This is a genomic window from Proluteimonas luteida (assembly GCF_021191695.1).
Lineage (GTDB): Bacteria > Pseudomonadota > Gammaproteobacteria > Xanthomonadales > Xanthomonadaceae > Luteimonas > Luteimonas luteida.
Map to the genome: position 1 here is coordinate 88,498 of NZ_JAIWPT010000008.1, position 13,560 is coordinate 102,057.

Sequence of the window (13,560 nt, forward strand, 5' to 3'; positions counted from 1 at the left end):
CCCGGACGTCCCCATGCAACTCACAGGCTTCGACGGAAAGACCGCCCTCGTGACCGGCGCCGGCGGCGGCATCGGCGCAGCGGTCGTCGCGCTGCTGCGCGACAGCGGCGCGACGGTGGTCGCCACCGACCTGCAGGCGCCACATGCAACCGCCAGCAATCCGAGCCCCTCTCCCGCTGGCGGGAGAGGGGCAGGGGTGAGGGCCACTGCGCATCCCTTCGCCCTCGACGTCACCGATTCCACCGCGGTCGACGCGCTGGTCGCGCATATCGAATCGGAGATCGGCCCGATCGACATCGGCGTCAACGTCGCCGGCGTGCTGTCGACCACGACCGTGCTGGAGACCAGCGACGCCGAATGGCGCCGCACCTTCGCGGTCAATGCCGACGGCGTGTTTCATGTCTCGCGCGCGCTGGCCCGGGTGATGGCGCCGCGCCGGCGCGGCGCGATGGTCACCGTCGGCTCCAACGCCGCCGGCATCCCGCGCCACGCGATGGCCGCCTACGCCGCGTCGAAGGCAGCGGCGACGATGTTCGTGCGTTGCCTGGGGCTGGAACTCGCACCGCTGGGCATCCGCTGCAACATCGTCGCGCCCGGCTCGACCCGCACCCCGATGCAGACCGGCATGTGGACCGACGCCGACGGCGAACGCCGCACCATTGCCGGCACCCTGGAGACCTTCAAGAGCGGCATCCCGCTGGCGAAACTGGCCGAACCCGTGGACGTGGCCAATGCCGTGCTGTTCCTGCTGTCCGACCAGGCGGGCCACATCGCGATGAGCGACCTCTACGTCGACGGCGGCGCCACGCTGCGCGGGTGAGCATCCGATCCATTGCCCGAAGCCGGATGCGGAAGGCGCGTATCCGGATCCCCATGCCGGTCAGTGCCTCATTCCGCACGCATGCTGGAACCCGTCTCCCGCCTGTGCGGGAGAAGGTGGCGCGAAGCGCCGGATGAGGGGTTCCGCGCGCCGCCCCGGACGCCGCGCACGTCGGCCGCGTGGGCCGACCTACCCGGTCCGGGGAGGGGCGTCTTCCCCGGGCATCGGTGAACAACCAAAAAAACCGCCCTGCGTGACAGGACGGTTTTCTGGACTGGTGCCGGAGGTGGGACTCGAACCCACACGCTTTTAAGGGCGGCGGATTTTGAGTCCGCTGCGTCTACCGATTCCGCCACTCCGGCGCGGACGCGGGAGTATAGCGGATCGTCCGGAGCGCAGAGGACGGCCGTGGGCGCGGCGCGTCTTTGCGCAATCCGAACGTTTCACCGGGCATCATGCGCGGGCCGGCGGCTGGCCGGTCGCGCTGGAGGATGCAGATGGGCAGGAACCGAGGGTGGGCGTCGCGGCGTGGCGTGGCGCAGGCGCGCGCGCTGCGGACATGCGCTGGCGCGCTGCTGCTGGTGGCGCTGGCCGCCTGTGCCGGCAGGCCCGGCCATGCCGTCGACGCGGTGCCGGTCTCCGAGCGCGAATTGCCGGCGGGCGAGTTCGTCGGCGTGCCATCCCAGCCCGACGGGCAGGTGGCGCTGGCCGAAGGCGTGTTCCGCGTGCACCTGAGCAACATCCGCTGCGTCCGGGCGCCGTGTCCCAACGGCTACATGGTGTCGAACGTCAAGGGTCGTGCCGAGGCCCTGCGCCCGGGCGTGCCGCAGCCGGTGTCGCGGATGCCTCAGGAGGTGCGCTTCGACGCCGCCACCGGCGGGGCGGTCGAGCCGGGACTGGTCGACAAGGCGCACATCGGCGAGGGCATCGTGGTCGAGGGGCGCGCCTGGCTGGTCGACGGCGGTTCGACGCTGCGGGTCGAGGTGGCGCGACTGCTGGAAGACTGACGCGCGGCCGCCGCGCATTCCGTCAGTCGACTTCCAGCCGCCGCTCGACGCGCCGGTACCATTCGCCGTCGTCGGGCACGAACGTCGCGCAGCGGGCCAGTTCGGCCCGGTAGACGTGTACCGAGACCGCGATCGCATGCGGGCTGGGGTTGCGGATGGTGTGGTACTCGTGCGGCGGGATCAGGCTGCCCGCGCTGCCGGCGCCGGCCTGGACGCCACCGGCGGCGCGGAAGCGGAAACGCTCGTCCTGCCGGTCCAGCAGTTCGTACTGGGTGATCTCCAGTTCGCCCGTCCATACGCCTTCCACGCACCATTGGCCGTCGTGGTCGTGCAGCGGCGTGCCCTGGTCCGGTCCCCAGGTCATCGCGATGATGCTGTAGCCATGGACCGGGCTGCGGTACAGCGCGCGGCGGGCGTAGTGGTCCTCGATGGGCTGGTGGACGCAGCCGGGCAGGCGCACGTCGGGATCGCGGATCAGCACGCACAGCGCGGCGCGCAGGGCGGCCGTGGTCGCCTGGTCGCTGCCCAGCCCGACCGCGGCGTCCACGGCGGCGATCAGCCTGTCGCGGCCCGGGAAGTCGACGTCATCGCTCATGCCCTCGAGTCTAGCCGGTGTGGTGCAACGGCGCGTCGCGACGCCGGTCAGCCGGCCGCGGAGGGATGGCCGGACAGGAACCCATGGATCGCCGGGCCGAAGCGGCCGATGTCGACCAGGAACGCATCATGGCCCTGCGGCGATGCCAGCGGCAGGAAGTCCGCATCGACGCCACCGGCGCGCAGGCCCTCGGCGATCTGCTGCTGTTGCTGCAGCGGGAACAGGATGTCGGTCTGCACGCCGATCGCCAGCGCGCGCTCGAGGCGCAGCGAGGCCAGTCCGGCCTCGGTCGAATCGCCGCAGCTCTCGCCGATGTCGAACCAGTCCATCGATCGGCTGAGGTACAGGTAGCTGTTGGGGTCGAAGCGGCGCACGAAGCGGCGAGCATGGCCTTCGAGATAGCTCTCGACCTCGAACTCCAGGCCGAACGGGTCCTCGTCGTCGCGGCGGTCCGAGTCGAGCCGCACGCGGCCGAAGCGTCCGTCCCATTCCAGCGCCGAGCGGTAGGTGATGACGCCCAGCTTGCGCGCCATGCGCATGCCGCTTTCCGGGTAGTGGGCGTCGTCGTAGTCGCCCTGGTTCCACAGCGGGTCGAGCCGGATCGCCTCGCGCTGCAGCGAGCGGATCGCGATCGAGAACGGCAGCGCGCGCGCCGCGCCGCAGATGTTGATGTGGCTGCGCACCAGGCCCGGATGGCGGGCGATCAGCGACAGCGCGGTCATGCCGCCCATCGAGTTGCCGATCAGGCAGGCCAGCGCGCGGATGCCGAGCGCGCGCACCACGTGCGCGGCGGCGTCGGCGACGTCCTCGATCGACAGCTCCGGAAACCCGAGCCGGTAGAGGTCGCCGGTCGCCGGATCGACCGAGGCCGGCCCGGTCGAGCCCTTGCAGCTGCCCAGCGAGTTGACGCAGACCACGAACCAGCGGTCGGTATCGATCGCCTTGCCGGGGCCGAGCATGGCCTCCCACCAGCCGGGCGACGGGTCGGCGGCGTGGCTGGCGGCATGCGCATCGGGCGACAGGCCGGTGACGATCAGGATCGCGTTGCCGGCGTCGGCATCCAGCGCGCCCCAGGTCTCGTAGGCGATGCGCGCGCCGTGCAGGGCGCCGCCGCGTTTCATCGGGAATGGCGACGGCAGGTCGACGAAGCGGCTGCCGGGGGGGATGAATTCGGTCATCGCGCAAGTCTAGGCCAGCGCAGGTTTCCGTAGGGGCGGCTCCTGGCCGCGATGCCGTCCGGTCCGTGCGCGGGGAGGCGTCGCGCCCGGGGGCCGGACCTACGGCTGCGGTGGCGTGCCCGGCGTCTTGTCCGGGTAGCGGCACAGGTCGCGGATCACGCAGACAGGGCAGTCGGGCTTGCGCGCCTTGCAGACGTAGCGGCCATGCAGGATCAGCCAGTGGTGCGCGCCGAGCAGGAATTCCTCCGGCACCACCTGCAGCAGGCGGTCCTCGACCGCGCGCACGTCCTTGCCGGGCGCCAGGCCGGTGCGGTTGGCGACGCGGAAGATGTGCGTGTCGACCGCGATGGTCGGCTCGCCGAACACGGTGTTGAGCACCACGTTGGCGGTCTTGCGGCCGACGCCCGGCAGCGCTTCGAGCTCGGCGCGCGTGCGCGGCACCTCGCCGCCGTAGCGGTCGACGAGGATGCGGCAGGCCGCGATGACGTTCTTCGCCTTGGCGTTGAACAGGCCGATCGTCGAGATGTAGCGCTTGAGGCCGTCCTCGCCGAGGTCGAGGATCGCCTGCGGCGTGTTGGCGACCGGATAGAGCCGGCGCGTGGCCTTGTTGACGCCGACGTCGGTGGCCTGCGCCGACAGGATCACCGCGACCAGCAGCTCGAACGGTGTGCGGTATTCGAGTTCGGTGGTCGGATCCGGGTCGAGGTCGCGCAGCCGTACGAACATCTCGCGGATTTCCGCGCGCGTCATCGTGCGGCCGCGGCGCGCCGGCCGCGTCTTCGCCTGGTCCGCGCTCATCCGGGACGATTGCCTGTCGCGCGCGCCTTGGCGCGGGCCAGGATCGCGGCCGCGGCGGCGGGCAGGGCCGGTTTCGCCGCGCTCGCGGTCGGCGGCGGTATCGTCCGGGACGCGGCGCGTTCGGCGGCGCGCCGGGCCAAGCGCGCGTTGCGCGCGCGGTAGCGGTCGCGCGCGTCCCAGGCGGCGCGCAGGCGCGCCCGCGTGGCGGCCAGCAGCGCGGCATCGGCGGCGGGCAAGGCGGCAGCCGCATTGTCCACGCCGTCGTCCATCAGGCCGGCATCGATCGCGGCGTCCACGTCGTCCGCGCGCAGCAGCGAGACCAGCTTGCGCAGGCGCGCGCTGTCGGCCATGTCCAGGGCGTGGCGCTCGGGCATCGGCGGTCAGCGACCGGTGAACGCGGGCTTGCGCCGCGCGAGGAAGGCCGCCGTGCCCTCGCGCATGTCCTCGGTCGCGAACATCAGGCCGAACTGCGCCGACTCGTACTCGAGCCCTTCGCCGATCGCGCATTCGCCGCCGATGTTGATGCAGTCGAGGATGCCGCGCAGCGCCAGCGGTGCGGCGTTCGCCAGCTGTCCGGCCAGCGCCATCGTCTCGGCTTCCAGATCCGCCGCCGGCACCACCCGGTTGACGATGCCCAGCGCCAGCGCGCGGGCCGCGTCGACCGGCGCGCCGGTCAGGCACAGCTCCAGCGCCGCCGCGCGTCCGGCCAGGCGCAGCAGGCGCTGGCTGCCGCCGAAGCCGGGGATCAGGCCGAGGTTGATCTCGGGCTGGCCGACCTTCGCGGTATCGGCGGCGATGCGCAGGTGGCAGCTCATCGCCAGTTCCAGCCCGCCGCCGAGCGCATAGCCGTTGACCATCGCGATCACCGGCTTGGGCAGGGTTTCCACGCGCCGCATCATGCGGGTGCCGCGCAGCGAGAAGTCGCGGCCCTCGGCCGGACGCAGTCCGGCCATCTCGGCGATGTCGGCGCCGGCGACGAAGGCCTTGGGGCCGGCGCCGGTCAGCACGACGACGCGCACCGCGGGATCCGTCGCGGCGTCGTCGAAGGCCGCGTGCAGGGCATCGAGGGTGGCCGAGTCCAGCGCGTTCAGCTTGTCGGGGCGGTTGACGGTGATCACGCGGACCGCATCGCGGTCGGTCACCAGCAGGGGGGCGTCGGTCATCGTGGCTCCAGCGGGGTCCGGGCGCGGTTCGGGAACTTGCCGGGCGGCGCGCGGTCGGTAAAGGGGGCGTCAGTGGCGGTTAAGCGCCGCGGCCGCTATCCTAGCGTGTCTGGATGGGGCGGTTCGACCGCCCTTTATCGCGACAGGCGATACCAAAACAGATACCAAAACATCTGACTCAGCGGAGATCCACCGAATGAAGTTTCGTGTTATTGCGGCCGCCATCGCGGCCATCTCGTTCAGCGGCGCGGTGCTTGCGCAGCAGCAGGCGGCCCCGGCGGCGTCGGCGAACGACCGGACGACGCTGAGCTACGCGCTGGGTTTCGATCTGGGCAACCGCCTGGCCGAGACCGGCGAGTCGGTCGACGTCAACACCATCATCCGCGGCCTGCAGGATGGTCACAGCCGCAAGGATCCGGCCTACACCGCCGAGCAGATGGGCGAGGCCTACAACGGCTTCCAGCAGCGCATGCAGCAGAAGATCGTGGCCGAGCGCCGTGCCGCGCTGACCCAGAACGAAGGCCAGGCGGCGACGTTCCTCGCCGAGTACCGGGCGCGCGAAGGCGTGGTCTCGCTGCCCAGCGGCGTGATGTACCGCGTGGTCGAGGCGGGCTCGGGCGCCAAGCCGACCGCCAACAGCCAGGTCGAGATCGCCTACCAGGCGCTGATCGTGCCGGCCGGCATCGGCCTGAGCGCGGACGACAAGACCGCGCCGTTCCGCGTGTCCGAAGCGCCGATCGCCGGTCTGCGCGAGGTGCTGCCGCTGATCCCGCTCAATGGCGTCTACGAGATCGTGCTGCCGCCGGGCCAGTTCGCCAGCGGCGAGAACGCGCAGGAAATCGCCCGCCAGCCGGTCGGCGTGATGGTCAAGCTGCTCAGCGTCAACTGATCGCCGCAGCACCCGCCCGGGCCCGCTGACGGTCCACCGTTGTTCCTGCGCCGACGTGCCCGTGCACGTCGGCGCAGTCGTTTGCGGTGGCCCGAATCTGCCGCTGACGCCGGCCGGACACTGCGATCCCCGGTAGAATCGCCGCCATGGAATCGTCCCCGCACGCCGTGCCGACCCCGTGCATCGGCGTGTGCACGCTCGACGCCTCCGGCCACTGCCACGGCTGCCTGCGCACCGCCGCGGAGATCGCCGACTGGTTGCGCATGGGCGAGGCCGGACGCGCACACATGCTGGATGTCGTACTGCCCGCGCGCGAGGCCGCGCGGTCATGAACGGTGCGCTCGCGGCCCGCGACCTGCGGCGCGTGCTGCATCCGCTCGACGGCGCACCGACCGCGCGCGGCTGGAACGTCGACGAACTCGACGGGCTGCTCGCGCCGGGCGTCTCGCTGCGCGAGGCCGCGGTGCTGGTCGGGCTGGTCCAGCGCGAGGCCGGCCTGCATGCGCTGCTCACGCGCCGCACCGATACCCTGCGCCATCACGCCGGGCAGGTGAGCTTTCCCGGCGGCCGGGTCGAACCCGGCGACGGCGGCCCGCTGGCCGCCGCGCTGCGCGAGGCGCACGAGGAGATCGGCCTGCTGCCGGCGCAGTCGCAGCCGCTGGGCTATCTCGATCCCCTGGCCACGCTGACCGGTTTCCGGGTGGTGCCGGTGGTGGCGATGCTCGATCCCGGCTTCCGCCCCGTCCCCGAGCCCGGCGAGGTCGCGGAGGTGTTCGAGGCGCCGCTGGCGTTCCTGATGGCGCCGGAGAAGCTGCGCCGCGTGGACATCGAGTTCGGCGGCCGGATGCGCCACGTGCTCGAGTACGACACCTGGGCCGACGCGCCCGCGAACCGCATCTGGGGCGTGACCGCGTCGATCCTGCTGAACCTGCGCCAGCATCTGGAGCGCCTGTGAGCATGCGCCCGTGAGCACGCCGCCGTGGACCACGCTGGTCGAGGCCGAAGCGCTGGCGCAGGCCCTGGCACGTGGCGACGAACTGCGCATCGTCGACTGCCGGTTCTCGCTGGCGGCATCCCAGGGCGCGGCGGATGCCGGCGAGGCCGCATGGCGCGCGGCGCACCTGTCCGGCGCGGTGTACGCACATCTGGACCGCGACCTGTCGGGTCCGCACGCGCCGGGCCTGGGCCGGCATCCGTGGCCGCGAGACGCGACCTTTGCCGCGACGCTCGGGCGCTGGGGCATCGGGCCGGCGACCCAGGTCGTCGCCTACGACGATGGCGACGGCGCATTCGCCGCGCGGCTGTGGTGGCTGCTGCGCTGCTTCGGCCACGACCGGGTCGCCGTGCTCGACGGCGGCTGGGCCCGCTGGACCGCGCTCGGCCTGCCGACGACGGCGCGGGTCGACGCGCCGGCACCGGCGGCGGTGTCCGGCGGCTTCGATAGCAGTCGACTGCTGCATCGGGCCGAGGACGTGCAACGGCATCTGGACACGGGCGGCCTGCTGGTCGATGCCCGCGCCGCGGCGCGGTTCCGCGGCGAGGTCGAGCCGATCGACCCGCGCGCAGGTCATGTGCCGGGCGCGGTCAACCGGTCCTATGCGGACAACCTGCACGATGGCCGTTTCAAGCCGGCGGCGATGCTGGCCGCCGAGTTCGACGCGCTGCTCGGCGACCGCGCCGCCGGCGAGGTCGTCGCCATGTGCGGGTCCGGCGTCACCGCCTGCCACCACCTGCTGGCGATGGTGCATGCGGGACGCCCGGGTGCGCGCCTGTACACCGGCTCGTGGAGCGGCTGGATCGAGGATCCGCGGCGCCCGGTTGCCATCGGCGACGGTTGAGAACCCGGGAGGGCATAGCGCCCGCCGACGCCTGCGCCAGGCGCACGTCGCGACCGCCATGCAATGCCTGGCGGGGGTCTCGCCAAGGCGTTCTCTTCCCGGCCTCCGGGACGGCCGCGGCCGCTGCGGCGCGGCGGGTGCGAAACGCTGATTTCCGGGGCCGGCCTGCTGCATGCGGAACGGGCCGGCTATCGTCGTGCCTTGCCGCCGTGGAGACCGCCATGCGCCGATTGCCGACCGTCGCCGTCCTGTCGATGAGCCTGTTGCTTGCGGGATGCGGCAATGACGATGCGGGCGCTCCGGACATCACCGGCGCCGACGCGGATGCACCCACGGTCGTGCCGACCAGTGCGGAAGCCGGCGGGAATTTCGAGGCGGATACGCGCGCCTGGCGGCAGACGCGCGAGGCGCGCCTGCGCGAACCCGACGGCTGGTTCAGCTTTGCCGGATCGGGGCAGTTGAGCGCCGGTCGCCACACTGTCGGCAGCGCCGCCCGCAGCGCGATCCGCCTGCCGCAGGGGCCGGACGCATGGGGCGTGCTGACGCTGGCCGATGACGGCACGCTGGCCTTCGAGCCCGCACCCGGCAGCGGCGTCACCGTCGATGGCCATCCGGACGGGGCCGCGACGGCGGTGCTCCGCACCCAGCGCGAGGAAGACGGCCCGACCAGCGTGCGGTTCGAAGGGACGCGTTTCTACGTGGTCCAGACCGGCGACCTGCACGGCTGGCGTTTCCGCGATGCGAATTCGCCATCGCTGCGGGCGTTCACCGGGCTGGACTGGTTCCCGGCCGATCCGCAATGGCGCATCGAGGCCGAATGGGTGCCCTTCGATCCGCCGCGGACGCTGGATCTGGTCAGCTCGATCGGCACGCCCGAGCCGGGACGCTCGCCGGGCAAGGCGGTGTTCGAGCGCGATGGCCGCCGCCACGAACTGCAGCCGATCGTCGAGGACGAGGGCGGCAGCCTGTTCTTCATCTTCGCCGACCGCACCAGCGGCCGGCAGACCTACGGCGGCGCGCGCTTCCTCTACGCCGACCTGCCGGTGGACGGCAGGGTCGTGCTCGATTTCAACCGGGCGCAGAATCCGCCGTGCGCGCTGACTCCGCACGTGGTATGCCCGATGGCGCCGCCCGGGAACCGGCTGGACCTGGCGGTCGAGGCCGGCGAGAAGACCTACGTCGACCCTGCCGGCGCGCACTGAGACCGGTGCCGGCCCCGCCGGGGGCCTTGCGCAGGCATTCCCCGTGTCCCCGGCGCAGCGAAGATACCCGCGTCCCCTTTGTCCTGGACAATGACGCTGCACGCAGGCCTGTCGCCGCGTGCGCGACGGCATGTTCCGTTGCCGTCGATCCGGCTGCGCGCATCCGGTACGCGCCGTGCCTGCACGCAAGGGCGGATGCCCATACAATCGGAGACGCGGTCGCGCCATCGGCGCGGCTGCATCCCGACCGCGGCCGAAGCCGCGACCGGCGATGATGGGGAGCGCCCGTGTCGATGTGGCTGCACGGGATTCGCATTGCCGGTCCGCGTGCGGCCGACCGTTTCCGGCGGGTCCGGAACCCATCCGTACGAGCGCCGGCGCGCCGGCGTCCGGCACAGGGGCAGCCAATGAGTGAACACGCAACGCCGTCAACGTCTATCCGCCGCCCGTTGCCGGCCGGGGAAGGCGAGGCATCCGCCGACGGCGCCGACGTGGCCTGGCACGCCTTGCCGCCGGACACCGTGCTCGCGCGCTTGCAGGTGGGGCATGACGGACTCGACAGCGCCGAAGCCGCACGGCGGCGCGCGCACTATGGCGACAACGAGCTGCCCGCGGCGAAGCCGCGGCCGGCCTGGTTGCGGTTCCTGTCGCATTTCAACAACGCGCTGATCATCTTCCTGGCCGCGGCCTCGGTCGCGGCGCTGGCGCTGGGGCACTACATCGACGCGGTGGTGATCCTGCTGGTGATCGTGGTCAACGCGATCGTCGGTTTCGTCCAGGAAGGCCGCGCCGAGCAGGCGCTGGCGCAGCTGCAGTCGATGCTGGCGCCGAACGCGCGGGTGCTGCGCGACGGCAAGCGCCAGGTGATTCCGGTCATCGGGCTGGTGCCCGGCGACATCGTGACGCTGGAGGCCGGCGACCGGGTGCCGGCCGACCTGCGCCTGCTGCGCGCGCGCGGCCTGCTGATCGACGAGGCGGCGCTGACCGGCGAATCGGTCGCCGCCGGCAAGACCGATGCGGCGGTGGCGGAGGACGCGGCGCTGGGCGACCGCACCGGCATGGCCTACTCCGGCACGCTGGTCGCCGCGGGGCTGGGCACCGGCGTCGTCGTCGGCACCGGCGCGGCCACCGAGATGGGGCGTATCAGCAAGCTGCTGCAGTCGGTGACCGCGCTGACCACGCCGCTGCTGCGCCAGATCAACGCCTTCGGCCGCCGCTTCACCTTCGTCGCGATCGGCTCCGCGGCGCTGCTGTTCGTGTTCGCGGTGCTGCTGCGTGGCTACGACTGGGTCGACGCGCTGATGGTCGTGGTCGCGCTCGCGGTCGGCGTGGTGCCCGAGGGCCTGCCGGCGGTGATCACGATCACCCTGGCGATCGGCGTGCGCCGCATGGCCGCGCGCAACGCGATCGTGCGCCGGCTGCCGGCGGTGGAGACGCTGGGCGCGACGACGACGATCTGCTCGGACAAGACCGGCACGCTGACCCGCAACGAGATGACCGCGCGGCGGCTGGTCACCGGTGCCAGCGTGGTCGAGGCAGAAGGCGCCGGCTATGCGCCGGTCGGCGGCCTGCGCACGCTGGCCGGCGACCGCGACGCCGATGCCGCGCTGCGCCTGCTGCTCGTCGACGGCGTGCTGTGCAACGACGCCAACCTGCGCGAGGCCGGTGGCGACTGGGTCGTCGACGGCGACCCGATGGAGGGCGCGCTGCTCGCGCTCGCCGCCAAGGCGGGCCTGGAAAGCCTCGACCTCGCCGCGGTGCATCCGCGGCTCGACGAGGTACCGTTCGATGCGCAGCATCGGTTCATGGCGACGCTGCACCGCGATGGCGACGGCGCGCTGGTCTGCGTCAAGGGCGCTCCGGAGCAGGTGCTGGCACTGAGCAGCGGGCAGCTGGACGCGGCCGGGCACGTGGTCGCCCTGGACCGCGGCCACTGGGAGCGGGCGATCGCCGAGGCCGGCGACGAGGGCCAGCGCGTGCTCGGCTTCGCGGTCCGGCACCTGGACGCGGTGCCGGAGCGCTTCGGTTTCGACGAGGTCGGCGGGCTCGCGTTCGTCGGCGTGATCGGCTTCATCGATCCGCCGCGCGACGAGGCGGTGGCGGCGGTGGCCGACTGCCACTCGGCCGGCATCGCGGTGAAGATGATCACCGGCGACCATGCCGCGACCGCATCGGCGATCGCCCGCCAGCTCGGCATCGCGCGCGATCCGCACGTGGTCACCGGCCAGGAACTGGAACTGCTCGACGATGCCGAACTGCCGGCGCTGGCACTGGACTCGGACGTGTTTGCGCGCACCAGCCCCGAGCACAAGCTGCGCATCGTGCGCGCGCTGCAGTCGCGCGGGCAGACGGTGGCGATGACCGGCGACGGGGTCAACGACGCGCCGTCGCTGAAACAGGCCGATGTCGGCATCGCGATGGGCAACAAGGGCACCGAGGCGGCCAAGGAGGCCTCGCAGATGGTGCTGGCCGACGACAATTTCGCCTCGATCGTGGCCGCGGTGCGCGAGGGGCGCGCGGTCTACGACAACATCCGCAAGGTCATCGCCTGGACCATCCCGACCAACGGCGGCGAGGCGCTGGCGATCGTCGCGGCGATCGCGCTGGGCCTGACCCTGCCGATGACGCCGGCGCAGATCCTGTGGATCAACATGGTGCTGACGATCACCCTGGGCCTGGTGCTGGCGTTCGAGCCGGCCGAGCCGGGACTGATGCAGCGGCCGCCGCGGCGGCCCGATGCGCCGCTGGTCTCGCCGTTCATGCTGTGGCGGATCATCTTCGTGTCGCTGCTGTTCACCCTCGGCGCGTTCGGCGTGTTCTTCTGGTCGCTGTCGCGCCACGATGGCGACGTCGCGCTGGCGCGGACGATGGTGGTCAACGTCATCTGCGTGATGGAGATCTTCTATCTGTTCAGCGTGCGCTACCTGCAGATGACCTCGTTCACGCTGCGCGGCCTGCGCGGGACGCCGCAGGTGTTCTGGGCGCTGGGCGGCGTCATCGCCGGCCAGATGGCCTTCACCTACCTGCCGTGGATGCAGCAGGTGTTCGACACCCGCGCGGTGCCGTTCGTCGACGGCGTGGCGATCGTGCTGGTCGGCGTGGTGATGATGGCCGTGCTGGAGGTGGAGAAGGGCCTGCTGCGGCGGCTCGGCTGGTTCGAGGAACTGCAGCGCACGCCGCCTGCGCCGCCGGCCGGCCACTGACCCGTCGTCGTCACCGGGTCGTGCGCCTGTCCCGTAGGAGCGCCCCTGGGGCGCGATTGCGGGATGCGGACCGGTCCGGGCCGGTCCGCACGCTCGTCAGCGTCGCAGCCGCGCGGCCAGCGCCTGCAGCGCGCCGCGGGTGTCCGGGTCGCGCCAGCTGGCGATGAAGTGGTCGACGTCGATCCATTCCGGCGCCACCGCCGCGACCAGGTCGGCGCGCGCGATCGCGCGGGTCGCCAGCATCGGCTGGCGCGGCAGTTGCAGCAGCGATTCCAGCCAGGCGCGGGCGCGGGCGACGACGTCCGCGGGCGCGGCCAGTTCGTCGACCAGGCCGATGCGCTGCGCCTGCGCGGCGTCGACCATCGCGCCGGCGACCAGCAGCCGCTCGGCCTGGCGCGCGCCCACCGCGCGGCGCAGCAGGCGCTGGATGCCCTCGGGCGCGACCAGGCCGACCTGGACCTCGTTGAGGCCGATGACGAACGGGCCCTCGGCCATCACCCGGTAGTCGCAGCACAGCGCCAGCACGCAGCCGCCGGCCGGCGAATGTCCGGTGACCGCCGCGGTGACCGGCACCGGCGAGGTGGCGATGGCGCGGGCCAGGTCGAGGAAACCGAGCCAGGCGGCGCGCACGTCGGCATCGTCGTCCAGCGACAGCAGATAGGGCACATCGAGGCCGCCGGAGAAGATGCCCTCGCCGCCGGACAGCACGATGCCGCCGACGCCGTCGGCCCCGGCCTGCGCCAGTTCGGTCCGTAGCGCCGCGCACAGCACCGGGTCGAGCGCGTTGGCCGGCGGCCGCGCCAGTTTCAGTTCGCGGATGTCGCCGTGGTCGATGCGTTCGACGGTCGCTTGCGGCATGGGGAACTC

At 72.4% G+C, this 13,560-nt stretch carries 12 protein-coding genes, 1 tRNA gene and 1 pseudogene; 7 read left to right on the forward strand and 7 right to left on the reverse strand.

The window, feature by feature from the left end:
- Nucleotides 1-13: 13 nt before the first annotated feature.
- Nucleotides 14-820: a 2,3-dihydro-2,3-dihydroxybenzoate dehydrogenase gene (locus LDO26_RS08760; protein WP_232130710.1), complete on the forward strand. Its 807-nt coding sequence runs from the start codon at nucleotides 14-16 to the stop codon at nucleotides 818-820.
- Nucleotides 821-1,095: 275 nt separating this feature from the next.
- Here LDO26_RS08760 and LDO26_RS08765 read toward each other — a convergent pair.
- Nucleotides 1,096-1,182: transfer RNA gene (locus LDO26_RS08765), tRNA-Leu, on the reverse strand.
- A gap of 135 nt (nucleotides 1,183-1,317) precedes the next feature.
- Between LDO26_RS08765 and LDO26_RS08770 the strand changes: the two genes are divergently transcribed.
- Complete coding sequence (locus tag LDO26_RS08770; RefSeq protein ID WP_232130711.1) at nucleotides 1,318-1,827, forward strand: hypothetical protein; 510 nt, start codon at nucleotides 1,318-1,320, stop codon at nucleotides 1,825-1,827.
- Between the two features lie 22 nt (nucleotides 1,828-1,849).
- Here the strand turns inward: LDO26_RS08770 and LDO26_RS08775 are convergent, their stop codons facing one another.
- From LDO26_RS08775 to LDO26_RS08795, 5 genes are all read right to left on the reverse strand, one after another.
- Complete coding sequence (locus LDO26_RS08775; protein WP_232130712.1) at nucleotides 1,850-2,422, reverse strand: cysteine dioxygenase family protein; 573 nt, start codon at nucleotides 2,420-2,422, stop codon at nucleotides 1,850-1,852.
- Nucleotides 2,423-2,469: 47 nt separating this feature from the next.
- On the reverse strand, nucleotides 2,470-3,600 hold the full coding sequence (gene metX, locus LDO26_RS08780; RefSeq protein WP_232130713.1) for a homoserine O-acetyltransferase MetX: 1,131 nt from the start codon (nucleotides 3,598-3,600) through the stop codon (nucleotides 2,470-2,472).
- A 99-nt stretch (nucleotides 3,601-3,699) separates the two neighbouring features.
- Nucleotides 3,700-4,398 (reverse strand): endonuclease III, encoded by a 699-nt coding sequence (nth, locus tag LDO26_RS08785; RefSeq protein ID WP_232130714.1) that lies wholly within the window; start codon nucleotides 4,396-4,398, stop codon nucleotides 3,700-3,702.
- Nucleotides 4,395-4,748, reverse strand: a complete 354-nt coding sequence (locus tag LDO26_RS08790) for a hypothetical protein (RefSeq protein WP_232130799.1) — start codon at nucleotides 4,746-4,748, stop codon at nucleotides 4,395-4,397. Before LDO26_RS08790 ends, nth begins: the two co-directional genes overlap by 4 nt.
- 30 nt (nucleotides 4,749-4,778) lie before the next feature.
- Nucleotides 4,779-5,561 (reverse strand): enoyl-CoA hydratase/isomerase family protein, encoded by a 783-nt coding sequence (locus LDO26_RS08795; protein ID WP_232130715.1) that lies wholly within the window; start codon nucleotides 5,559-5,561, stop codon nucleotides 4,779-4,781.
- Nucleotides 5,562-5,757: 196 nt separating this feature from the next.
- Here LDO26_RS08795 and LDO26_RS08800 point away from each other — a divergent pair, with 196 nt between their 5' ends.
- The 5 genes and pseudogenes from LDO26_RS08800 (at nucleotide 5,758) to LDO26_RS08820 (ending at nucleotide 12,693) form a co-directional block, all read left to right on the forward strand.
- Nucleotides 5,758-6,450 carry an FKBP-type peptidyl-prolyl cis-trans isomerase N-terminal domain-containing protein gene (locus LDO26_RS08800; RefSeq protein WP_232130716.1) on the forward strand — a complete coding sequence of 231 codons (693 nt, stop codon included), beginning with the start codon at nucleotides 5,758-5,760 and terminating at the stop codon, nucleotides 6,448-6,450.
- A gap of 146 nt (nucleotides 6,451-6,596) precedes the next feature.
- Nucleotides 6,597-7,405 (forward strand): annotated as a pseudogene (locus tag LDO26_RS08805) (NUDIX hydrolase).
- Nucleotides 7,406-7,415: 10 nt separating this feature from the next.
- The gene (locus tag LDO26_RS08810; protein WP_232130717.1) at nucleotides 7,416-8,288 is read left to right on the forward strand and encodes a sulfurtransferase; all 873 of its coding nucleotides are present in this window, start codon (nucleotides 7,416-7,418) and stop codon (nucleotides 8,286-8,288) included.
- A 221-nt stretch (nucleotides 8,289-8,509) separates the two neighbouring features.
- The gene (locus LDO26_RS08815; RefSeq protein WP_232130718.1) at nucleotides 8,510-9,490 is read left to right on the forward strand and encodes a DUF1684 domain-containing protein; all 981 of its coding nucleotides are present in this window, start codon (nucleotides 8,510-8,512) and stop codon (nucleotides 9,488-9,490) included.
- Between the two features lie 407 nt (nucleotides 9,491-9,897).
- Nucleotides 9,898-12,693, forward strand: a complete 2,796-nt coding sequence (locus LDO26_RS08820) for an HAD-IC family P-type ATPase (RefSeq protein WP_232130719.1) — start codon at nucleotides 9,898-9,900, stop codon at nucleotides 12,691-12,693.
- Nucleotides 12,694-12,789: 96 nt separating this feature from the next.
- Here LDO26_RS08820 and LDO26_RS08825 read toward each other — a convergent pair whose 3' ends face one another.
- Nucleotides 12,790-13,551 carry an enoyl-CoA hydratase/isomerase family protein gene (locus LDO26_RS08825; RefSeq protein ID WP_232130720.1) on the reverse strand — a complete coding sequence of 254 codons (762 nt, stop codon included), beginning with the start codon at nucleotides 13,549-13,551 and terminating at the stop codon, nucleotides 12,790-12,792.
- Nucleotides 13,552-13,560 lie beyond the last annotated feature (9 nt).